Origin of the sequence: Bradyrhizobium sp. cir1 (assembly GCF_014198245.1) — a bacterium.
In the GTDB taxonomy this organism is placed as follows: Bacteria; Pseudomonadota; Alphaproteobacteria; order Rhizobiales; family Xanthobacteraceae; genus Bradyrhizobium.
Genome location: NZ_JACIHE010000003.1, coordinates 12,110 through 34,993, shown reverse-complemented (window position 1 = coordinate 34,993; position 22,884 = coordinate 12,110). Strand labels below are relative to the sequence as shown.

Genomic DNA, 22,884 nt, shown 5'->3' with positions numbered 1-22,884 from the left:
GGTCACCTCCTGACAGCTTGACGCGCAACTCAGGAATGGACGGCGGGACGCGTGAAAAGTTCCTGCGACCGCGAAAATCAGGACCCGGCTGCGCGCACGTCGAGCACGGCCTGCGCCCATTCGGCCGGCCGCTCCTGCGGCAGATTATGGCCGGCGCCCGCGAACACGCGCCGCTCGAAGAAGCCTTCGAACTTGCGCGCATGGTGCACGGTGCCGGGATTGACGCCGTCGCGGTCGCCGTCGATCGCGATGGTCGGAATGCGGATCGGCGGTTGCGCGGCGAGCTTTGCCTCGATTCCCGCATAAGCGGGATCGCCTTCGACCAGCGCATAGCGATGACGATAGGAGTGGATCACGACATCGACGAAATCAGGATTGTCGAAGGACACTGCGCTGTTCTCGAACGTCGTATCATCAAACGCCCATGTCGGCGACCACATCGACCAGAGCTGGCGGGCGAAGCCGCGCCGGTTGCGCTCCAGCGCGCGGCGGCCGCGCTCGTTGTGGAAGAGATATATATACCAGAACGCCGCCTCCTCCGGCGGTGAGGCCGGCTCCATGGAACGGGCGATGTTCTGGATGTTGTAGGAATTGCCGGAGACCAGTCCGACGACGCGCTCGGGATACAACGCAGAGACCACGCAGGCAGCGCGTCCGCCCCAATCATAGCCGCCGACGACCGCGCGCGCGATGTGAAGCGCATCCATGAAGGCGAGCAGATCCGCGCCGAGCGCGGCTTGCTCGCCGGAGCGCATCGTTGCAGGGAAGCGAAACCGCGTCGGCCCGTAACCGCGCAGCCAGGGCACCAGCACGCGTGCTCCCGCCCGCGCGATGATCGGCGCGGTCTCGGCATAGGCGTTCACGTCATAGGGGAAGCCGTGACCCAGGATGCAGGGCCAGCCGTCGGGGGCGCCGTATTCGAGATAGGCGATATCAAGGACATCCGTGGTGATGGTTTTTTGTTGCATGGTGTTCTCACGGGGTGGAACTTTGTAGCCCGGATGAGCGAAGCGACATCCGGGGACGCCTGCACCTTCGAATCCCGGATATCGCTTCGCTCATCCGGGCTACAAGAGTGCCGCTACTTCTGCGGTCCTGAAAGCGAGATGTCGCGTTCGGCGCGGAACACGTTGCTATAGAGATTGGCGATCCACTGCCGGCCGATCTCGGTCTTGTTGAGATAGCTGATCTCGGTCTGGATGTGCGGGGCGACGCTGTTCCAGTAGAATTGGGGATAGCGGTTCACGATGTCGGCGGGCGAGTCGTAGCCAAGCTGCCGATTCATGCCCACTTCCTCGAACTCGTAGTAGAGCGCGTTGGCCTTGCGCAGATAGTTGGGATCGCCGAGCTGACCGATGAAATCGGCGGCGCGCAGGATCGAGGCGTCCTCGTCGTAATCATGGCCCTCGCGTGCCGGAAAACGCGTCCCCTCGATGGCGCGGGCAATGCGCTTGCTGTCGAGACCGGCGACCGGCTGGAGCCGCTGCTCTACGTAAAGCTTCGACCGATCAACGTGATACATCATGAGACTGGCATCCGATGCACCGCGCGGCAACGAGACCTTGGTCCCGGCCGCATCGATCACGAAGCCGTCCTCGTCATCCTCCTCGAACAGGCCACGGACATAGCCGATGTCATGGGCGAGGCAGGCGACCAGAATGTGGGTGTAATCCTCTGCCGAGAGGTGCGCATGCAGATGGCGGCCCTGGAGGATCGCCTGGCCCGCCAGCGTCACCAGCATGGTATGCTCGATGTTGTGGTAGAGCGCGTCACTGTTGCCGATGCACTCAAGTGCCGTACGCGTCGCCCCCTCTACAATCCTTGCAGAGTCCTCGTCGTACCGCCGACGCATGAACGTACCCAGCAACTTCTCCAGGGATTCAGCCGCCAGTCTCGGCAACGTCATCATGGATGCAGCCCCGCTTGTCGGTGGTGTCCCACGCCAGCTCCCGACTTTATTGTCCTCGACGCGAGGCCAGCATAGCCCATCTTGGGCCGGGTGACCAAATCCCGCGCCCCAAATCCGTAAATTATGTTGCTCTTGTGCCCTGCGAGATCGCGGTTGCGGTCGCGGCGCGGATGCAGCCGGGCCGACCCGTCGGGGGCTCCGGCCAGGCGCGGAAATCAAATTCGCTTTATCGGACGTCGGCGCAAGGCCGGCGCAATGGACCGCAGCCTGGCGCATGCGCCTGCATCGTCTTCGCCGCCGGGACGGGAGGCCGCCGTCACTCCACCAGCAGCACGTCGACGGCGACGCCGAGCTTCTGCTTGGGCGAGCCGACGATGATGCCGTCGACCGGCGAGACGTCGGAGAAGTCGCGAGCCACCGCGAGCACGATATGGTCGTTCGCGACCAGAAGATCGTTGGTCGGGTCGAGATCGACCCAGCCCAGCTCCGCCCCGCACCACAGCGAGACCCAGGCATGGGTGGCGTCGGCGCCCTGCAGGCGCGGCTGGCCCGGCGGCGGAATGGTACGCAAGTAGCCGCTGACATAGGCGGCCGGAAGACCGAGCCCGCGCAGCCCTGCGATCATTACATGGGCAAAGTCCTGGCAGACGCCGTGGCGCTGGTCGAAGACCTCGTTGAGCGGCGTCGAGATCACGGTGGCCTTGGGATCGTAGCGAAACTGGTTGCGAATGCGATGCATGAGATCGACCGCGCCTTTGAGGATGCCCTCGCCGGGCGGAAAGCTTTCCGCCGCATAGGCGCTGACCGGGCGCAGCACCGGCACCAGCGGGCTCGCAAAGACATAGCCGACCGGCGAAGACGGCCCGAGGCTGGTCGCTTCGAAGGCGATGTCGCGAATGCTCTCCCAGGACGGACTGACCGCATCGCGCGCCGGCGGCTGGCGCGAGATAGAAACCCGCGAGCGCGAGTCGATGCGCAAATTGCGATGCGCGGCCTCGATCACCACGCTCTCGGTCAGCGTGCCGAAGAAATCGCGGCGGACGTTGCGCTCGGAGGGGCGCGGACGGATCTCGACCTGGTGCGAGATCAGTTCCTGACCGTTGCCGCTTCTGGGCTCCAGCCGCAGCGTGCAGCGGGCGAAGCTGACTGGACTTTCGTATTCGTAGGTCGTGACGTGACGGATGTCGTAGATCACGCCAGCCCCGTCAGCTTTTCCGGCCGGCTGGCATTGGGGCCGTGCGGGAAGTAGTGCAGCCCGATCGCCTCGGCGAGGCTGAGCAGATCCTGCTCCAGCGCGAACAGCGTCTTGACCTCGAGCTTCTCGGCCTCGGCCGTCGCCAGCATCGCCTGCACCGCCACCGCAAGCCGCTGCGGCTGCTCGATCAGGCCGTGCTCCTTCAGGCTCGGCAGCGCCGCGATGTGCTCGTTCAAGGTCGCGACCTGGAACGCCACCGAACGCGGATTGTAGCTGTCGAGCACCGCGAGGTCGCGCACCGGCGCCAGGATCGGTGCCAGCAGGTAGCGCGAGCGGTAGGTGATCTGCGAATCCACCAGCGTCAGCAGGATATCGAGATCCTCGTCGCCGGCCTCGTCATATGCAAATTGACGTGCAAAGCGCGTGGTGTTGATGGCGCGCTCGGTGCGGCGGCCGATATCGAGGAAGCGCCAGCCGGCGGCGCGGTTCATGTTCTCCTGCGCCAGGCCGGCGAAGCTCGCCAGCTCCTGCAAGGTCAGCTCGGCGGCGCTCAGCACGCTGTCGTCGTCCTCGACCTCGTCAGCGAGGCGCTCGGCCATCTCGGTGATGACCTGCCAGGCATCGGGCGACAGCCGCTCGCGCAAGGACGTCGCGGTGCGCTGGGCCGAGCGGACCAGCGACAACGCCGAGCCAAAGCGCTCCGCGCTCTGCAGCGCCTCGGCGGTGATGCGTCCGGGCGCCGCGCGCGAGGTCTGCGAGATCGCGCCCCAGGCCACCAGCATGCGCTGGATGCGTTCGGACGATTGCAGCGAGGCCGCGGTGCCCTTGTTGGGCCCGCTCGGCGAGCCCAGCGCGCGCACCAGCCGCAGCGTCGCCTCGGCGCGCTCGAGATAGCGGCCGAGCCAGAACAAATTGTCGGCGGCGCGGCTCGGCAGCACGCCGGCGATGCGGCGGATGCGGACCTTGTCGGTCGCCGGCAAGAGCGTCGCGGTCGAGACCTGCTTGTCGGAGACAACCCAGACGTCGGCGGCACGGGCGCCGTCGCCCATCGACACCGCGCGCGCATCAGCCTGCTCTGCGATCCGGCAGAAGCCGCCGGGCATGATGGCCCAACCGTCGGGCGTCGCAGCCGCAAACACGCGCAGCACGAAAGGACGCGGCGTGATCTGGCCCTGCTCCCACACCGGCATGGTCGAGAGCCGCACCACCTCCTGCCCGACATAGTCCATGCCGCGCGCACTGATGGCATCGATCAGGCGCTGACGTCCGGATGCATCGAGCTCGCTTGCGAGCACAGGGCCGCTAGAGTCGAAGCCGGGCACGCCGCGCCGGTAGGCGCCCTCGATCGCGACCTCGTCGAGCCGCGACAGCACTTCGTCGCGCGCGTTGCGCTGGCCGCACCACCAGGTCGCGATATGCGGCATCTTCAGCTCTTCGCCGAGCAGGCGGCGGCTGAGCGCCGGCAGGAAGCCGAGCAGCGCCCGCGCCTCCAGCACGCCCGAGCCAGGCATGTTGGCGACGACGACGCCGTCCTTGCGCAGCACATCGATCAGGCCGGGCACCCCCAGCCGCGAGGAGGCATCGAGCTCGAGCGGATCGAGCGAGTTGGAATCGACGCGGCGCAAGAGCACATCGAGCCGCTTCAGGCCAGCGACGGTGCGGATGTGGATGCGATTGTCGCTGACGGCGAGATCGTCGCCCTCGACCAAGAGGAAGCCGAGATAGCGCGCCAGCGTCGCATGCTCGAAATAGGTCTCGCTGAAGCTGCCGGGTGTCAGCACGCCGATCCGCGGCTCGTCGCGATCGGCGCGCGCGCGAAGCGAGTCGCGGAACGCCTCGAAAAACGGCGCGACGCGCGGCACGTTCATCGACTTGTAGAGATCGGAGAAGGCGCGCGAGAGCACCAGGCGATTTTCGAGCGCGTAGCCCGCGCCAGACGGGGCCTGGGTGCGGTCGCCGAGCACCCACCAACGGCCGTCGGGACCGCGGCCGACATCGGCGGCATAGAGCGAGAGATAGCGCCCGCCCGGCGGCGGCACGCCGCAGACGGGACGGAGATATTCGGGGCTGCCGGCGATCGCAGCCGCGGGCAGCGCGCCTTCGGCGACGAGGCGTCCCTCGCCGTAGATGTCGCGCAGCACGAGCTCGAGCAGCTCGGCGCGCTGGGTGATGCCGGCGCAGAGCTGCTGCCAGTCGGCCTCGTCGATCAGCAGCGGCAGATGGCTGAGCGACCAGGGCCGGTCGGCGCTGTCGCCGGGGGCGCGGTAGGTGACGCCGGCCTCGCGCAAATGGCGGTCGGCCATGCCGAAGCGCCGCTCGATCTCGTCGGGCGCGAGCGCGCCGAAGGCATCGAAGAAGCGGCTCCAGACCGCGCGCGGCGCACCGTCGGGCCCCAGGAATTCGTCGGGGATGCCGGGTAGGCGGCTATAGTCGCGGACCCATTGCGCAATCCGCTGCTGGGCTTGTGCCCTGCCCGCCTGGTCGTTGTCTTCGGCTGCGCCCTCGCCCATGCGCCTCTCCCTGCCCCACCATCATACTCATTGCAGGAGCGGGGTCCGCAAGTCGAGGGTCAGCGGAAACTCATTTGTGCGTTCCTCGGGCGGCGGTTGCATCGGACCCGGGGTGTGGCCGTGGTCCTGGAAGCGCGCCAGTCGCCGCGCCTCGGCCTCATAAGTGTTGACCGGCTTGGTGTCGTAGTTGCGCCCGCCGGGATGGGCGACGTGATAGACGCAGCCGCCGAGCGAGCGGCCGTTCCAGGTGTCAATGAGATCGAAGGTCAGCGGCGCGTGGACGGGAATGGTCGGGTGCAGGCCGGAGGCCGGCTGCCAGGCCTTGAAGCGGACGCCGGCCACGGCCTCCGCCGAGCGGCCGGTCGAGGTCATCGGCAGGCGGCGGCCGTTGCAGGTGACGATGTGGCGGCCCTCCACAAAACCCTCGGCCTTGACCTGGAGCCGCTCGACCGAGGAGTCGACATAGCGCACGGTGCCGCCGGCCGAGCCCTCCTCGCCGAGCACATGCCAGGGCTCCAGCGCCTGCCGGAGTTCCAGCGTCACCCCGCCATGATGAACGCGGCCGAAAGCGGGGAAGCGGAATTCGAGCTGGGCCAGATACCATTCCGGCTCGAACGGATAACCGAACTCCTTGAGCTCGGAGAGCACGTCCAGAAAATCCTCCCAGATGAAATGCGGCAGCATGTAACGGTCGTGCAGCGCGGTGCCCCAGCGCACGAACTTGCCGGATTGCGGCTCGCGCCAGAACTTTGCGATCAGCGCGCGGATCAGGAGCTGCTGCGCCAGCGACATGCGCGGATCGGGCGGCATCTCGAGCGCGCGGAATTCGACGAGGCCGAGCCGGCCGGTGGGGCCATCGGGCGAATAGAGCTTGTCGATGCAGATCTCGGCGCGGTGGGTGTTGCCGGTGATGTCGACGAGCAGATGCCGGAACAGCCGGTCCACCAGCCACAGCGGCGTCTGGTAGCCCGGCGGCGGCACGTGCGAGAGCGCGATCTCGAGCTCGTAGATGCTGTCGTGGCGGGCTTCGTCGATGCGCGGCGCCTGGCTGGTCGGGCCGATGAACAGGCCGGAGAAGAAATAGGACAGCGACGGATGCCGCTGCCAGTACAAGACCAGACTCTTGAGCAGATCAGGCCGGCGCAGGAACGGCGAGTCCTGTGGGCTCGAGCCGCCGATCACGACGTGATTGCCGCCGCCGGTGCCGGTGTGGCGGCCGTCGACCAGGAAACGGTTGGCGCCGAGCCGCACCTTGCCGGCGTCCTCATAGAGGCCGGAGGTGATGTCGACCGCATCGCGCCAGCTCTTCGCCGGCTGGATGTTGATCTCGATGACGCCGGGGTCGGGCGTCACCTTGATCACCTCGATGCGCGGATCGAACGGCGGCGGATAGCCCTCGACATGGACCTGGAACTGCATCTCCTCGGCGGTCGCTTCGAGGGCTGCGACCAGTTCGAGATAATCCTCGATGCGCTCGACCGGCGGCATGAAGGCACAGAGCACGCCGTCGCGCACTTCGACCGACATCGCGGTGCGGATCGGGATGGACGTGTTGAGATGCTCGGGCGCGACCCGCGGCGGAGCTTCCGGGCGCGCCGCGAGGCTGAACACCGGCAGCTTGCCCCGCGCCTCCATCGGGTCCCGCTCGATGATGTAAGGATATTGATTGGGTGGGACGTAACCGAGCGAACCGATCGGCAGGCGCAGGCCGAGCGGTGAATCGCCCGGCGTCAGGAACAGATGATTGCGCCGCAGTTGCCAGCGCTCGCTGCGCCAGCGCGGCGGTGCGTTCCAGCGCTGCACCGGCAGCACGAAGCCGCGCGGGACGTTGAGGCCCTGCTCGAACACCCGCGCCATCCGCGCGCGCGCCTCCGGATCGGACAATTTGGAGTCGGAGGGATCGACGTTGACGGGGAGTTCGGCTTCCTTCTGGAGCCAATAGGCGGTGTCCTCATAGGCCGGCATGATGTAGCCGGGATCGAGCCCGAGCCGCGCCGCCGTGCCCTCCATGAAGGCCTCGGCGTCCTTCGCCTCGGCGCGACGGGGGTTTTCGATCTTGGCGATGAGATCGGCATTCTTCCAGATCGGCACGCCGTCCTTGCGCCAGTACAGACCGAAGGCCCAGCGCGGCAAGCTCTCGCCGGGATACCATTTGCCCTGGCCGTAATGCAAAAGGCCGCCCGGCCCGAACCGCGTGCGCAGGCGGCGGATCAGATCATCGGCGAGCGCGCGCTTGGTCGGACCGACCGCCTCGGTGTTCCATTCCGCCGCCTCCAGATCGTCGACGGAGACGAAGGTCGGCTCGCCGCCCATGGTGAGCCGCACGTCCTGCGCGGCGAGATCGCCGTCGACCTGCTCGCCGAGATCGTTGAGCCGCGCCCAGGATTCGTCGGAGAACGGTTTTGTGATGCGGGGCGCCTCGCGGATGCGCTTCACGCTCATGTCGAAGGCGAACTCGACCTCGGCAAAACCGGCACCGCCGGAGATGGGCGCGGCCGAGCGATAATGCGGCGTGGCGGCCACCGGGATGTGGCCCTCGCCGGCGAGCATGCCGGAGGTGGCGTCAAACCCGATCCAGCCCGCGCCCGGCAGGTAGACCTCGGCCCAGGCATGCAGATCGGTGAAATCGTTCTCGACTTCGGGCGGGCCCTCGATCGGATCGATGTCCGGACGAATCTGGATCAGATAGCCGGAGACGAAACGCGCCGCGAGGCCGAGATGCCGCAGCGTCTGGATGAGAAGCCACGCGGAATCGCGGCACGATCCTGCGCCGGAGGAGAGCGTCTCCTCCGGCGTCTGCACGCCGGGCTCCATGCGGATGATGTAGCTGACCCGATCCCGCAACTCCCTGTTCAGGTCGACCAGGAAGTTGACGGTGTTCGGCGCTTCGTGCGGGATCGAATCGAGATATTTCGCGAACAGGCGATCGGGCTTGATCGTCTCGAGATAAGGCGCAAGCTCGGTCTTGAGGTCCTTGGGGTATTCGAACGGAAAGCTGTCGGCGTAGGGCTCGACGAAGAAGTCGAACGGGTTGACCACGGTCATCTGCGCCGTGAAGTCGACCTCGAATTTCAGCTCGGTCGTCTTCTCCGGGAAGACGTAGCGGGCGAGCCAGTTGCCTTGCGGGTCCTGCTGCCAGTTCACGAAGTGGTTCGCCGGCGTGACCTTGAGCGAATAGCTCAGGATCGGCGTGCGCGTGTGCGGCGCCGGCCGCAGGCGGATGGTCTGCGGGCCGAGATCGATCGGGCGGTCGTATTTGTAATGCGTGACGTGGTGTAATGCGACGTAGATCGACACGGGGTGCGGTGCTCCAGCAGCTTTTTTAAGCAGAACACCTGACGTCAATGCGATCAAGCACTAACAACGGGCAGAGGGTGCCTAGGAAGTATCCCGGTCGTCCCGGCTTCGTCGGGACGATGACGGAGATTGTGGCTACGCCGCGCTCTTCCCACACACGTCGTCCCGGACAAGCAGAGCTCGTGGCAACGCGCAGCGTTGCCAGGAGCGGAGCGCTGATCCGAGACCCATAACCACAGGAAGTCGTTTGACGAAGGTTGGCAATTGTCAGCTCGCACCCAACCACTGCCGGTGGCTTATGGGTCCCGGATCAGCGCGCGCCTCGGGGCGCGCTTGTCCGGGACGACGGCGGTGGGTGGCGCAGCGTTACGCTGCCGACGTCAGCCGCTGCAGGAACTGGGTCACTTCGCGGCGGAGCGTCTCCACTTCGCCGTGGACGCGTTCGGCGGCGCTGTTGACGCGGCTGGCGACGCGGCCGGTGTCGGCGGCGGCATCGCTGATGCCTGTCACGTTGGAGGAGACCTGAGAGGTGCCGGCGGAGGCTTCGTGAACGTTGCGGGCGATCTCGCGCGTCGCGGCCCCCTGCTGCTCGATCGAGGCCGCAATGCTGGCGGTGATGCCGTTGATCTCGGCGATGGTCTGCGCGATGGCCTCGACGGCCGCGACCGAATTGGTGGTCGATTGCTGCATCTCGCCGACCTTGGCGCTGATCTCCTCGGTCGCCTTCGCGGTCTGGTTGGCGAGGCTCTTGACCTCGGAGGCCACCACCGCGAAGCCGCGGCCGGCCTCCCCTGCGCGGGCCGCCTCGATGGTGGCGTTGAGCGCGAGCAGGTTGGTCTGCGAGGCGATCTCGCTGATCAGCTTGACGACGTCGCCGATCTGCATCGCGGCATCCGCAAGGGTACGGATCTCGCTGCCGGCGCGATTGGCCTCGTTCACCGCTCGTCCCGTGCTCGCCGTCGAGCCGGCCACCTGGCGGCTGATCTCGGCGATCGAGGACGCGAGCTGCTCCGCCGCGCTGGCGACGGTAGCGACGTTGCGGGACGCCTGGTCGGACGCACTGAGCACGCCGGAGGTCTGCCGGCTGGTCTTCTCGGCCGCCGCTGCCATCTGGCCTGCGTCGGTTTCGAGATCGGTCGCAGCGCCCATCAGCGTGCCCGCGACCTGATCGAGATGCGTGCCAAACTGCTTGGCGATATCCGCGACCTCGACCACACGGCGGCCGAGGCTATCGGTGCCGGAATTGATGACGGCGGCCGATCGCCGGAACGAGCCGGGCAGCCCGCGCGCCAGGATCTTGCGGAAATACTTGCCGCGGCTGGCATACTCCATCGACGCCGACGCTTCGCGCTGGAAGGCATCGGTGATGTCGAGCATGTCGTTGACGGATTTCTGGATGGCTCCGATCCGCCCGGCCTGCCGCTCACTGAGGATGCGGGCCTCGAGATCACCGCGCGCCGCCTTGCGGCATACGTCGGCCACCTCATCGACGGCCACCGCCGTGCGGTGCTGGCACCAGACGACGTAGCCGAGCAGCGCGACCGTCGCGCCAAGCAAAGCGGCACCGGTGACCCCGGTCAGGCCGAGAAGAGAGAGAACGCAGGCAACGACGGCAAGAACACACGCGAGCGCGGTCGCTCCCTGCGCCTTAGAGAGAGAGCACAAATTCATCGTAACCGACACCCTGTTGCTTGAGCAGCCCGACCATGGCCTCGAAGCTCGCATGCATGCCGTCCTTGGCATTGGCATGCCGCGCCTCTTCCGCGCACAGCGTCTTGTAGATCGGCTTGATGCGCTCGATCTGCGCGGGATCCGGCTTGCGACGGTTGGAGTGATAGCCGACGATATTGCCGCGCTCGTCGAAGGTCGGCGTGACGTGGGCGAACACCCAGTAATGACTGCCGTCCTTCGCCAGGTTGACGACGTAGGCGAAGATCTCCTGCTTGGACTGCAGCGTGTCCCACAGCAGCTTGAAGACGGCGCGCGGCATGTCGGGATGGCGGATCAGGCTGTGGGGGGCACCCATCAGCTCCTTCCACGAGTACTTCGCCATCCGGAGAAAGACGTCGTTGGCGTAGGTGATGCGGCCTTTGAGATCGGTCTTCGATACGATCAGCTCCTCGTCGCCGAGGAGATTCTCCACCCCAGTGGGACGTATCGCTTGCATCGGTTCGACCCTTCAAAGCCGGCCACGCGACGGTGCGGAGCCATATCCGGCTCTGTCTACGGCAACATTGTTAATCAGGTGTAAGCCGCGGAACTCTTGCGAGAGATGCCCGCCTCCGTATCACTACGTAGCGAACCATTGTTGCATTTCGTGCAAGCCACACGCGGCTGCCGCAGTTTGGTCGCGGGCGACAGCTGCCGGTTGCTTTTGACTGCGTTGTGCGATCGACGCACGCACGCGACTACATCGTCGCGCCCAGCACCCAGGGCGCGAACTCGGCGCCGCCGAAATCGAAGCTCTCGCTCTTGGTCGGCTGGCCCGATGCGGTCTTGAGGATGAGATCGAAGATGCGCTGGCCGCATTGCTCGACGCTCTCCTCGCCCTCGAGGATGGTGCCGCAATTGACGTCCATGTCCTCTTCCATGCGCTTGTACATGGGCGTGTTGGTGGCGAGCTTGATCGAGGGCGCCGGCTTGCAGCCGAACACGCTGCCGCGGCCCGTCGTGAAGCAGACGAGGTTGGCGCCGCCGGCGACCTGCCCGGTGGCGGCCACGGGATCGTAGCCGGGCGTGTCCATGAACACGAAGCCGCGCTTGGTCACCGGCTCGGCGTAGCGCAGCACCTCGACGAGGTTGGTGGTGCCGGCCTTGGCCATCGCGCCGAGCGACTTCTCCAGGATCGTGGTGAGGCCGCCGGCCTTGTTGCCGGGGCTCGGATTGGCGTTCATCTCGGCGCCTTCCCGCTCGGTGTATTCGTCCCACCAGCGCATGAGGTCGACCAGCTTCTCGCCGACCTCGCGGCTGACGGCGCGGCGCGTCAGCAGATGCTCTGCGCCGTAAGTCTCCGGCGTCTCCGACAGGATCACGGTGCCGCCGTGACGGACGACGAGATCGCTGGCCGCGCCCAGCGCCGGATTGGCCGAGACGCCGGAATAGCCGTCCGAGCCCCCGCATTGCAGAGCGACGGTCAGCTCGCTCGCCGGCACCGACTCGCGCTTGACCTTGTTGGCATCAGCGAGCGCCTCGCGCACGAAGGCGATGCCTGCTTCCACGGTCTTGCGGGTGCCGCCGACCTCCTGGATGTCCATCGCGCGCAGGCGGCCGGCGAGCTTCTGCTCTTCCATCAGGCCGCCGATCTGGTTCACCTCGCAGCCGAGGCCGAGCACGATGACGTGGGCGAAATTGGCGTGGCGCGCATAGCCGCCGAGCGTGCGGCGGAGCAAGGCCAGCGGCTCGTTCTGCGTCATGCCGCAGCCGGTCTTGTGGGTCAGCGCGACCACGCCGTCGACGTTGGGGAAATCGGCCAGCGGATTGTCGCCGGTGAAGGGATTCTTCTTGAAGACGTCGGCGACGAGGCTTGCGACATGCGCGCTGCAATTCACCGAGGTGAGGATGCCGATATAGTTGCGCGTGGCGACGCGTCCGTCCGGGCGGCGGATGCCTTCGAAGGTCGCGGGCAGGTCGAAGTTCGGCGTCGGCTTGACGTCGACGCAATAGGCATAATCCTTCGAGAAATCACCCATGCCGCAGTTCTGCACGTGCACGTGCTGGCCCGGCGCGATCGGAATGGTCGCAAAGCCGATGATCTGGCCGTAGCGGATCACCGGCTCACCGACGGCGATCGGCCTGATCGCGACCTTGTGGCCGGAGGGGATGCGGTCGACCGTGGTCACGCCGTCGGCCACCAATGTTCCCGGCGGCAGGCTCGCGCGCGCGATCACCACGCCATCATCGGGATGCAGGCGGATGACGGGGCTGATGGTCATAGGTATCTCCTTGGGTCTCTTGCTTCACCTCTCCCCGTTCTTGCGGGGAGAGGTCGGATCGCTCCCGGCGATGCGAAGCATCGTCCACATGTTAGGTCAGTTCGTGTTGAGAGAGGCCCCTCACCCTAACCCTCTCCCCGCAAGAGCGGGGAGAGGGAAAGGAGAGAGCTTAGGCCTTCCCGCCCGATTCCTTGCGGGTCGCGTTGACCTGCATCTTGGCGTAGGTCGTCATCAGGCCGACCTCGTTCGAGAGCGTCACCAGCTTGAAGCCCATGTTGATGGCGCGCGCGGCACCTTCCGCGCCGCTGCAATGGATGCCGGGGTTGAGGCCGCGCTTGCCGCACTCCTTGATGATCTTCTCGTAGATCGCGAGGATCTCGGGCTCGCTGCGGTCGAGCTTGGGCTCGAGACCGTAGGAGAAGCCGAGATCGGACGGCCCGATATAGACGCCGTCGATACCTTCGACGTCGAGGATCGCTTCCATGTTCTCGACCGCAGTCCGGGTTTCCATCATCGGCAGCAGCACGATCTCATCGTTCGCCGTCTTCTGGTAGGAGCCGGCGGTGCCGTACATGCCGGCGCGGATCGGGCCGTTGGAGCGCACGCCCTTCGGCGGATATTTGGAATAGGAGACGAGGTTCCGGGCTTCCTGCGGCGTGTTGACCATCGGGCAGATCACGCCATAGGCCCCGCCATCGAGCACCTTGCCGATGATGCCGGGCTCGTTCCAGGGCACGCGGACCATCGGGGTCACCGGATGCTTGTCCATCGCCTGAAAGCACTGCACCATCGAGAGATAGTCCTGCACGCCGTGCTGCATGTCGACCGTGACGCTGTCGAAGCCGCATTGCGCGACCATCTCGGCCGAGAAGCCGGAGGGAATTGCCAGCCACGCGTTGACCACGGCCTTGCCCGACTTCCAGATCTCTTTGACTTTATTCGCCACGTTGCCTTCCTTCTTTGTTGTTTGGACCGTCGTCACCATGACGAGCGCCGCGACAAGGCGATGCCGTTATTACCGCGAAGCCGATCGCCGCGCTACGCTCGCAATGACGCAAGATGTCATCCGGCAAGGGGGTCATCCGTCCCGGCGCCGACTTTCGAGCGATCGGCTTGAGCGGCACTTTGAGCGAAAAAACGCGGTCATGTCCATGACAGTTGCCGCGCGGGAGCGCATATCTGCTGTCACTCCTCGGCACTTGCCTCATTGCCGGCGCCGAGGCCAGCGAGACTCTGTTCGAGCTCGCCGAGCATCTCCTGCAATTCGGCGAGCTTGCGGGCACCGAAGCGGCTGGTGATCTCGGCGTAGATCGCCTCCGACGTCGGCGCCACGGAGGCCATCAGCTTCACGCCCTCCTTCGAGATCGAGACCATGCTGCGGCGCTGGTCCGCTTTCGCCGTCTTGCGCTCGATCAGATTGCGCGCCTCGAGATCGCGCAGGATGCGCGACAGGCTCGGCCCGAGCAGGAACGCGGTGCGCGCGAGTTCCGTGACCTCGGCGGCCTCGATGGACGCCAGCGCGCGCAGGATGCGCCATTGCTGCTCGGTGAGGCCGTGCTCGCGCAGCGAGGGGCGGAACTGCCGCATCACCGCCTCGCGCGCCCGCAGCAGCGACATCGGCAGCGAGCGCGAGAAGTCGCGCATCGGCACCTGGCGCGCGGCTGGCGCGCTTCCATTCGTGGGATCAGCCGGTCTCTTGGTCATGGCGCCCTTTCAAACCACAAGACGTTTGCAGTGCAGCAAGCTCAGATTCTGTTTGACGCATTCACTTAACATGTTAAGTATCTCCGGGCACCACGATTTGTAAGATGACGCATGGCGCTTTCCAACGACGATATCCAGGCTTGCGCGAAGCGTCTGCACCAGGCGGAGAAGACCCGCACACAGATCCGGCAGCTCTCGCAGGAATTCCCTGACATCACCATTGCCGATGCCTACGCGATTCAGAAGGCCTGGGTCGACGTCAAGATCGCAGAGGGGCGCATCGTCAAGGGCCACAAGATCGGCCTGACCTCGAAGGCGATGCAGAGCGCGCTCAATATCGACGAGCCGGATTCGGGCGTACTGCTCGACGACATGTTCTTCGCCGATGGCGGGATCATTCCGACCGAGCGCTTCATCGCGACGCGCGTCGAGGCCGAGCTCGCCTTCGTCATGAGCAAGCGGCTCGCCGGCCCCGACTGCACGATGTTCGACGTGCTCAATGCCACCGACTTCGTGGTGCCGGCGCTGGAGATTTTGGACACGCGGATCGAACGCGTCGATCCCAGAACGAAGGCCACGCGCAAGATTTTCGACACCATCGCCGACAATGCGGCGAATGCCGGCATCGTGCTCGGGGGACGGCCGATCCGACCGCTGGATGCGGACTTGCGCTGGATCGGCGCGCTGTGTTTCAAGAATGGTCAGCTCGAAGAGACAGGCCTTGCCGCCGGCGTGCTCAATCATCCTGCGTCCGCCGTTGCGTGGCTTGCGAACAAGATTGCGCCGCTGGGCCTTGCTCTGGAGCCGGGCCAGGCCGTGCTCGCCGGCTCCTTCATCCGTCCGATCGAGACCCGCAAGGGCGACACAATCCAGGCTGATTATGGCGCCTACGGCTCGGTGAGCTGCTACTTCGCTTAAGCGACAAGACTACACAGGGAGTGAAACCGCGATGCCGCATTTCACGATCGAATATTCGGCCAATCTCGATGGCCGCCTCGACATCGCCGCGGTGTGCGAAGTCGTGCGCAAGGCAGCAGTGGAGACCGGCATCTTCCCGCTCGGCGGCATCCGCGTCCGCGCCGTCAGGTGCGAGCATTATGCGATCGCGGACGCGCGGCAGGATTACGGCTTCCTCGACATGGTGCTGCGCATCGGCGAAGGCCGCGATCTTCCCACGCGCAAGAAGGCCGGCGAGCATGTCTTTCAGGCGCTGTCAAAACATCTCGATCCCGTCTTCGCCGCCAGCAAGTTCGCCTTGTCGTTCGACATGCAGATCAACGACAAGGACACCAGCTGGAAGCGCAACAACATCCACGACGCCCTGAAGGTGGAGGCCGCCCATGGATGAGCCCACCCCGAAAGCCGATATCTTCCAGGCCAACCGCGACCGCGTTGCGCCGCTGCTGAAGACGCTGCGCGCAGACGGCATCGGCCACATGATCGACGGCAAGACCGTCGCCTCGATCTCCGGCGAGACCTTCGAGACCAAGTCGCCGGTCGATGGCGCCGTGCTCGCCAGTGTCGCGCGCGGCAATGCCGAGGATATCGATCGGGCGGCAACGGCCGCTTCGCTCGCGTTCAAGTCCTGGCGCGACATGGGCCCCGCGATGCGGCGCAAGCTGCTGCATCGGGTGGCTGATGCGATCGAGGACAATGCCGACGACATCGCCGTGCTCGAATGCATCGACACGGGACAAGCCTATCGCTTCATGGCCAAGGCCGCGATCCGCGCCGCCGAGAATTTCCGCTTCTTCGCCGACAAATGCGCCGAAGCGCGCGACGGCCTCAACACGCCGAGCGACGAGCACTGGAACATCTCGACGCGCGTGCCGATCGGCCCGGTCGGCGTGATTACACCGTGGAACACGCCGTTCATGCTCTCGACCTGGAAGATCGCCCCGGCGCTCGCCGCCGGCTGCACCGTCGTGCACAAGCCGGCCGAGTGGTCGCCGGTGACGGCCTCTATTCTGGGAAGGCTCGTCAAGGAAGCCGGCGTGCCCGACGGCGTGCTCAACACCGTACACGGCTTCGGCGAAGAGGCCGGCAAGGCGTTGACCGAGCATCCCGCCATCAAGGCGATCGGCTTCGTCGGCGAGAGCGCAACGGGATCGGCGATCATGGTTCAGGGTGCGCCGACCTTGAAGCGCGTGCATTTCGAGCTCGGCGGCAAGAACCCGGTGATCGTGTTCGACGATGCCGATCTCGACCGCGCGCTCGATGCCGTCGTGTTCATGATCTACTCGCTCAACGGCGAGCGCTGCACCTCCTCGAGCCGCCTGCTGATCCAGCAGAGCATCGCGGAAAAATTCGTCGAGAAGCTGACCGCGCGCGTGAAGGCGCTAAAAGTCGGCCATCCCCTCGATCCCGCCACCGAGATCGGGCCGCTGATCCACGAACGTCACCTCGCAAAGGTCTGCTCCTATTTCGACGTCGCGCGCCAGGACGGCGCGACCATCGCGGTCGGCGGCAAGGCCTATGACGGCCCGGGCGGCGGACATTATGTCGAGCCGACGCTGGTGACTGGCGCTCACGGCAAGATGCGCGTGGCGCAGGAGGAGGTGTTCGGGCCGTTCCTGACCGTACTGCCCTTCAAGGACGAGAAGGACGCGATCGAGATCGCCAACGACATCCGCTATGGCCTCACCGGATATGTCTGGACCAACGACGTCGGCCGCGCCCTGCGCGTTGCAGACGCGCTGGAGGCCGGCATGATCTGGCTGAACTCGGAGAACGTCCGCCATCTACCGACGCCGTTCGGCGGCATGAAGGCCTCGGGCATCGGCCGCGATGGCGGCGACTATTCGTTCGACTTCTACATGGAAACCAAGCACGTCTCGCTGGCGCGGGGCACGCACAAGATTCAGAAGCTGGGAATTTAACGGCAGTGTCATTCCGGGGCGGCTCGAAGAGCCGAACCCGGAATCCATCGAGCAGCAGAGTTGGTGGATGAATGGATTCCGGGTTCGTGCTTCGCACGCCCCGGAATGACGAAGCCGAGAAAAGGGAAAACGCACATGCCGGTACCGCAACACGTCTTCGAGCCGCCGTTCAACATCATCCGCTCCAGCCACGTCGTGCTCGACGTCACCGATCTGAAGCTGAGCCGCGAGTTCTACGAGACCACCGTCGGCCTGCATGTCGAGGATGCCGACGACAAGATCGTTTACCTGCGCGCCGCCGAGGAGCACCAGCATCACTCGCTGGTGCTGCGCAAGGCCGCCGTGCCGGCCTGCGCCCGTCTCGGCTTCAAGGTCGGCAACGACAAAGACCTCGACAAGGCCGCCGCGTTCCTCTCCGAGAACGGCCTCGCCTACGCCTTCGTCGACCAGGCCTTCCAGGGCCGCACCCTTCAGTTCACCGATCCCTTCGGCTTCCAGATCGAGCTCTATGCGTCGATGGACCGGCGGCCGCATCTGCTCCGCCGCTACGACCTCTACCGGGGCTGCCATCCGCAGCGGCTCGACCATTTCAACGTCTTCGCCGCCGAGGTGCAGGACACCGTCGATTTCTATGCGCGGCTCGGCTTCCGCCTCACTGAGTACGCCGAGGAGGACGGGCCGAACGGGCGCATCGCCGCCGCCTGGATGCATCGCAAGGGCAACGTGCATGATTTCGCCATCACCAACGGCAAGGGCCCGCGGCTGCACCATTTCGCCTACTGGACGCCGACGGCGATGAACATCATCCATCTCTGCGACGTCATGGCCTCGCAAGGTTTTGTGAAGAACATCGAGCGCGGCCCGGGGCGTCACGGCATCTCGAACGCGTTCTTCCTCTATGTCCGCGACCCTGATGGCCACCGCCTCGAGCTCTACACCAGCGACTATTTCACCGGGGATCATGACCACGAGCCGCTGCGCTGGTCGCTGCGCGATCCGCGCCGCCAGACGCTGTGGGGCGCGCCCGCGCCGCGCTCCTGGTTCGAGCAGGGCTCGCCGTTCACGGGCCAGACCGTGCGCGAGCCTAAATTCGTGGCTGATGTGCTGGTGGCGGATTGATGAAACTCCCTCGCCTCGCCACCTATTCCGTCAAGGGTGATATCCGCTACGGCGCCGTCCTCGAGGGCGGCATCGTCGATCTCTCGCCGCGCCATGCAAGAGACTATCCGACGCTGCGCGAGGTGATCGCGGCCGGAAAGCTCGTGAGCCTTGCGGAGGAAGCCGCCGGCCGCACGCCGGTTCACGCACTCAGCGAGATCACCTGGCTGCCGCCGGTGCCCGCGCCGGAGAAGATCATCTGCATCGGCGTCAACTATCCTGATCGTAACGCCGAGTACAAGGACGGTCAGGAGGCGCCGAAATATCCGAGCATGTTCATGCGCTCGCCCCGCTCCTTCGTCGGTCACGACACGCCCCTGGTGCGCCCGCGCGCGTCCGCGCAGCTCGACTATGAGGGCGAGATCGTGCTGGTGATCGGCAAGCAAGGCCGGCACATCGCCGAGAGCGACGCGCTCGATCACATTGCCGCGCTCACGCTGTGCAACGAAGGTTCGGTGCGCGACTGGCTGCGCCACGCCAAGTTCAACGTCACCCAGGGCAAGAACTTTGATTCCAGCGGGAGCCTGGGGCCGTGGCTCGTGCCCTATACGCAGGAATCGCAGATCGCCGACATCAGGCTCACCACGCATGTCAACGGCGAGCTCAGGCAGGACGACCGGACCAGCCGGCTGATGTTTCCGTTCCGCTATCTCATCAGCTATATCTCGACTTTCGCGACGCTCGTCCCCGGTGACATCATCGTGACGGGCACGCCGACCGGCGCCGGTGCGCGGTTCGATCCGCCGCGCTATCTCAAGCCGGGCGATGTCATCGAGGTCGCAGCGGAAGGCATCGGCTCCTTGCGCAACGGCGTCGTCGACGAAGCCTGACCAACAACCGAAGTGGAATAGTGCAATGACCACCCTCACCGGCGGCGAAGCGATCGTAAGCGGGCTTGTCGCCCACGGCGTCGACACCGTGTTCGGCCTGCCGGGCGCGCAAATCTACGGCCTGTTCGACGCGTTTCATCAGGCCCGGCTCAAGGTGATCGGCGCGCGGCACGAGCAGGCCTGCGGCTATATGGCCTTCGGCTATGCGCGCGCCAGCGGCCGGCCCGGCGTGTTCAGCGTGGTGCCCGGCCCCGGCGTGCTCAACGCCAGCGCGGCGCTGCTCACCGCCTATGGCTGCAACGAGCCGGTGCTGTGCGTCACCGGCCAGGTGCCGACGCAATTCCTCGGCAAGGGCCGCGGCCATCTGCACGAGATGCCGGACCAGCTTGCGACCTTGCGCACCTATGTAAAGTGGGCCGACCGGATCGAGACGCCCGGCAATGCGCCGACCACGGTGGCGCGCGCCTTCCAGGAGATGACATCCGGCCGGCCCGGCCCGGCCTCGGTCGAGATGCCCTGGGATATTTTCACCCAGCGCGCGGATACCGCCGCCGCGCGGGTGCTGGAGCCGCTGCCTGCGCCGCTGCCCGATCCTGATATGATCAAGCAGGCGGCCGCACTGATCAAGGCGAGCAAGGCGCCGATGATCTTCGTCGGCAGCGGCGCGATCGAGGCAGGCGAGGAGATCCTCGAGCTCGCCGAGATGATCGATGCACCCGTGGTCGCCTTCCGCAGCGGCCGCGGCATCGTCTCCAATGCGCACGAGCTCGGTCTCACCATGGCCGCCGCCTACAAGCTGTGGCCGAACACCGATCTCATGATCGGCATCGGCACGCGGCTGGAGCTGCCGACCATGTCACGCTGGCCGTATCAGCCCGCCGGCCTGAAGAGCATCCGCATCGACATTGATCCGGTCGAGATGCGGCGGTTCGCTTCCGACACCGCGATCGTCGCCGACGCCAAGGCCGCGACCGCCGATCTCGCCGCTGCCGTGCGCAAGGCCGGTTACGGCAAGACCGCGGGCCGCCGCGGCGCGATCCGCGAAGCGACCGCGACCGCGCAGGCCGAGATCCAGCGCATCCAGCCGCAGATGGCGTATCTGAGCATCCTGCGCGAGGTGCTGCCGGCGAATGCGATCGTCACCGATGAATTGTCACAGGTCGGCTTCGCCTCCTGGTACGGCTTTCCGATCTACCAGCCGCGCACCTTCATCACCTCGGGCTATCAGGGCACGCTCGGCTCGGGTTTCCCGACCGCGCTTGGCGCCAAGGTTGCCAATCCGGACAAGCCTGTGGTGGCGATCACCGGCGACGGCGGCTTCATGTTCGGCGTGCAGGAGCTCGCCACCGCCGTGCAGTTCAACATCGGCGTGGTGACGCTGGTGTTCAACAACAACGCCTATGGCAATGTCCGCCGCGACCAGCGCGAACGCTTCGACGGCCGTGTGGTCGCGTCGGACCTCGTCAATCCGGATTTCGTCAAGCTCGCGGAGTCCTTTGGCGTTGCCGCAGCGCGCGTCACCGCGCCGGATCAGTTCAAGGCGGCGATGGAGAAGGCGCTTAGCCACGGCGGGCCGTATCTGATCTCGGTCGAGGTGACCCGGGATTCGGAAGTGAGCCCGTGGGCGTTCATTCACCCGCCGAAGCCGTAGACGAAGCTTCGTCGTTCCGGGACTTCTTCCCTTCTCCCCTTGTGGGAGAAGGTGGCGCGAAGCGCCGGATGAGGGGTCTCTATCCGCGGAGACACCCCCCTCATCCGTCTCGCTGCCGCTTCGCGTCAGCGATCCACCTTCTCCCACAAGGGGAGAAGGAAGGTCACCGCGTCCTGCGAAACGTCAGATTGATCCGCTTCCTTCCCAGCAGCGGATGCTCGCCCTCGGCCAGCGGCGCGACGCCGTGATAGGCGAGCCTGCTAGCCCCGCCCCAGACCACGACATCACCATGGACGAGCCGGAAGCGGCGCGGCTTGTCGCTGCGCGCGAGACCGCCGAACAGGAAGATCGCGGGCAGGCCGAGCGAGACCGACACGATCGGCGCCGCGAAATCCAGCTCGTCCTTGTCCTGGTGCAGCGACAGCCGCGTGCCCGGCTCGTAGCGATTGACGAGGCAGGCATCGGGCGAAAAGCCGGCAAAACCGCCCTGCTCCGCCGCGCGGCGTGCGAGATCCCGAAACACCGGTGGCATCGCCGGCCAAGGCACGCCGGTTCGCGGATCGATGGGATCGTAGCGATAGCCGGTGTGATCGGTGATCCAGCCGCGCTCGCCGCAATTGGTCATGGCCACCGACATCTGGTAGCCGCCGGGCGTGGTCATCCGCCGGAACGGCGACTGCGCCACGATCGCGCGCACCGCTTCAATCAGCTCGCTCTCGATCGGCTTGACGAAGCCGCGCAGCAGCACGGCACCGTCGGCGATCTCCTCGCGCGACGGCTGCGCCTCGGCGACGCTGTCGAACAAATCAGCCGTCAATCGTTGCACTCATTTGGCATCATGAAAGATCACGCCTAGCGTGTGGCGCTGGCCAGACCTGATGCGGCTGACGCCATGGCGGAGATTAACGCGATAAGTGCCGCGTGTCCCCTGCACCGGGCGGTGATGCACAGCGAAGGCGACGGCGTCGCCCTGCGCGAGCGGCACGACCTCCGCGCGGGACTGCATGCGCGGGCGCTGCTCGGTCAGCACAAACTCGCCGCCGGTGAAATCGCGTCCGGGCTCTGAGAGCAGGATCGCGACCTGGAGCGGGAACACGTGCTCGCCATAGAGGTCCTGGTGCAGGCAATTGTAGTCGCCAGCCTCATATTGCAGCAGCAGCGGCGTCGGCCGCGCCTGCCCGGCCTCGTGACAGCGCTTCAGGAATGCCGGATGCACTGTGGGATAGCGGATGTCGATCCCCATCGCCTCGTTCCAGCGATTGGCGACGGCTTGCAGATGCGCATAGAGCGCCGGGCGGAGCTGTGCGATCAGATCGGGCAGAGGATAGGAGAAGTATTTGTATTCGCCGCGGCCGAAGCCGTGACGGTCCATGACGATGCGGCTGCGGAAGTGCGCATCGTCGGGATAGAGCGCGGCGATGGCGCGGCATTGATCGGACGTGAGCAGGCCCTTCAGGACGGCGCAGCCCTGGGAGTCGAGCTCGGCCGTGATGTGAGGCCAGTCGAGGGCGTCGACGTGGGCGGCGAGGTCGGGGGCCTCATCGACAGCGGGAATACGTTTCGCAATTGTCATAGCGATATCCTATCCACATCCGTCATTCCGGGGCGCGACGCAGTCGCGAGCCCGGAATCCATTCATCCAGCGACCGTGCCGTACGATGGATTCCGGGCTCGCGCCTAAGCGGGCGCGCCCCGGAATGACGGAATGTGTGTCGCAGATCGCGGCCGCGACAGCCACCCGATTTCCGATCCCGTCATTGCGAGGAGCCCTTGCGACGAAGCAATCCAGAATCCCTCCGCGGAACCGGCCTGGATTGCT

General features: G+C 65.9%; 18 protein-coding genes. 6 read left to right on the top strand and 12 right to left on the bottom strand.

From position 1 onward, the window contains the following. Positions 1-77: 77 nt before the first annotated feature. From GGD63_RS08610 to hpaR, 10 genes are all read right to left on the bottom strand, one after another. Entirely contained in the window at positions 78-968 is an 891-nt protein-coding gene (locus GGD63_RS08610; RefSeq protein ID WP_183240846.1) for an alpha/beta fold hydrolase, read from the bottom strand. Positions 969-1,081: 113 nt separating this feature from the next. Continuing rightward, positions 1,082-1,909 (bottom strand): metal-dependent phosphohydrolase, encoded by an 828-nt coding sequence (locus GGD63_RS08605; protein WP_183240844.1) that lies wholly within the window; start codon positions 1,907-1,909, stop codon positions 1,082-1,084. Positions 1,910-2,225: 316 nt separating this feature from the next. Beyond that, complete coding sequence (locus tag GGD63_RS08600; RefSeq protein WP_183240843.1) at positions 2,226-3,104, bottom strand: transglutaminase family protein; 879 nt, start codon at positions 3,102-3,104, stop codon at positions 2,226-2,228. Then, on the bottom strand, positions 3,101-5,614 hold the full coding sequence (locus GGD63_RS08595) for a circularly permuted type 2 ATP-grasp protein (RefSeq protein ID WP_183240841.1): 2,514 nt from the start codon (positions 5,612-5,614) through the stop codon (positions 3,101-3,103). The genes GGD63_RS08600 and GGD63_RS08595 overlap by 4 nt, the downstream gene beginning before the upstream one ends. 27 nt (positions 5,615-5,641) lie before the next feature. Beyond that, positions 5,642-8,911 carry a DUF2126 domain-containing protein gene (locus GGD63_RS08590; protein WP_183240840.1) on the bottom strand — a complete coding sequence of 1,090 codons (3,270 nt, stop codon included), beginning with the start codon at positions 8,909-8,911 and terminating at the stop codon, positions 5,642-5,644. Positions 8,912-9,277: 366 nt separating this feature from the next. Beyond that, the gene (locus GGD63_RS08585) at positions 9,278-10,582 is read right to left on the bottom strand and encodes a methyl-accepting chemotaxis protein (protein ID WP_183240839.1); all 1,305 of its coding nucleotides are present in this window, start codon (positions 10,580-10,582) and stop codon (positions 9,278-9,280) included. Further along, positions 10,560-11,078 (bottom strand): PAS domain-containing protein, encoded by a 519-nt coding sequence (locus tag GGD63_RS08580; RefSeq protein ID WP_183240837.1) that lies wholly within the window; start codon positions 11,076-11,078, stop codon positions 10,560-10,562. The genes GGD63_RS08585 and GGD63_RS08580 overlap by 23 nt, the downstream gene beginning before the upstream one ends. Positions 11,079-11,319: 241 nt before the next feature. Further along, entirely contained in the window at positions 11,320-12,843 is a 1,524-nt protein-coding gene (locus GGD63_RS08575) for a UxaA family hydrolase (protein ID WP_183240836.1), read from the bottom strand. Positions 12,844-13,012: 169 nt separating this feature from the next. Continuing rightward, positions 13,013-13,789, bottom strand: coding sequence for an aldolase/citrate lyase family protein (locus tag GGD63_RS08570; RefSeq protein WP_312013107.1), 777 nt, complete (start codon positions 13,787-13,789; stop codon positions 13,013-13,015). A 239-nt stretch (positions 13,790-14,028) separates the two neighbouring features. Further along, positions 14,029-14,547 (bottom strand): homoprotocatechuate degradation operon regulator HpaR, encoded by a 519-nt coding sequence (hpaR, locus tag GGD63_RS08565; protein ID WP_183240833.1) that lies wholly within the window; start codon positions 14,545-14,547, stop codon positions 14,029-14,031. A gap of 111 nt (positions 14,548-14,658) precedes the next feature. On the opposite strand from hpaR, the gene hpaH reads away from it, so the two are divergent. The 6 genes from hpaH to GGD63_RS08535 all read left to right on the top strand — a co-directional run bounded on the left by hpaH (position 14,659) and on the right by GGD63_RS08535 (position 21,065). After that, on the top strand, positions 14,659-15,465 hold the full coding sequence (hpaH, locus tag GGD63_RS08560) for a 2-oxo-hept-4-ene-1,7-dioate hydratase (RefSeq protein ID WP_183240831.1): 807 nt from the start codon (positions 14,659-14,661) through the stop codon (positions 15,463-15,465). Positions 15,466-15,496: 31 nt separating this feature from the next. Beyond that, positions 15,497-15,895, top strand: a complete 399-nt coding sequence (locus GGD63_RS08555) for a 5-carboxymethyl-2-hydroxymuconate Delta-isomerase (protein WP_183240830.1) — start codon at positions 15,497-15,499, stop codon at positions 15,893-15,895. Beyond that, positions 15,888-17,426 (top strand): 5-carboxymethyl-2-hydroxymuconate semialdehyde dehydrogenase, encoded by a 1,539-nt coding sequence (gene hpaE, locus GGD63_RS08550; RefSeq protein WP_183240828.1) that lies wholly within the window; start codon positions 15,888-15,890, stop codon positions 17,424-17,426. The genes GGD63_RS08555 and hpaE overlap by 8 nt, the downstream gene beginning before the upstream one ends. Before the next feature lie 135 nt (positions 17,427-17,561). After that, positions 17,562-18,545 (top strand): 3,4-dihydroxyphenylacetate 2,3-dioxygenase, encoded by a 984-nt coding sequence (gene hpaD, locus GGD63_RS08545; RefSeq protein ID WP_183240826.1) that lies wholly within the window; start codon positions 17,562-17,564, stop codon positions 18,543-18,545. Beyond that, positions 18,545-19,414: a fumarylacetoacetate hydrolase family protein gene (locus tag GGD63_RS08540; protein ID WP_183240825.1), complete on the top strand. Its 870-nt coding sequence runs from the start codon at positions 18,545-18,547 to the stop codon at positions 19,412-19,414. Before hpaD ends, GGD63_RS08540 begins: the two co-directional genes overlap by 1 nt. A 25-nt stretch (positions 19,415-19,439) precedes the next feature. Further along, positions 19,440-21,065, top strand: a complete 1,626-nt coding sequence (locus GGD63_RS08535) for a thiamine pyrophosphate-dependent enzyme (protein ID WP_183240823.1) — start codon at positions 19,440-19,442, stop codon at positions 21,063-21,065. Between the two features lie 163 nt (positions 21,066-21,228). On the opposite strand, the gene alkB is transcribed toward GGD63_RS08535, so the two are convergent. Both alkB and GGD63_RS08525 read right to left on the bottom strand, forming a co-directional pair. Further along, positions 21,229-21,882, bottom strand: coding sequence for a DNA oxidative demethylase AlkB (gene alkB, locus GGD63_RS08530; protein ID WP_183240821.1), 654 nt, complete (start codon positions 21,880-21,882; stop codon positions 21,229-21,231). A 9-nt stretch (positions 21,883-21,891) separates the two neighbouring features. Next, positions 21,892-22,638: a 2OG-Fe(II) oxygenase gene (locus GGD63_RS08525; RefSeq protein ID WP_183240819.1), complete on the bottom strand. Its 747-nt coding sequence runs from the start codon at positions 22,636-22,638 to the stop codon at positions 21,892-21,894. Positions 22,639-22,884 lie beyond the last annotated feature (246 nt).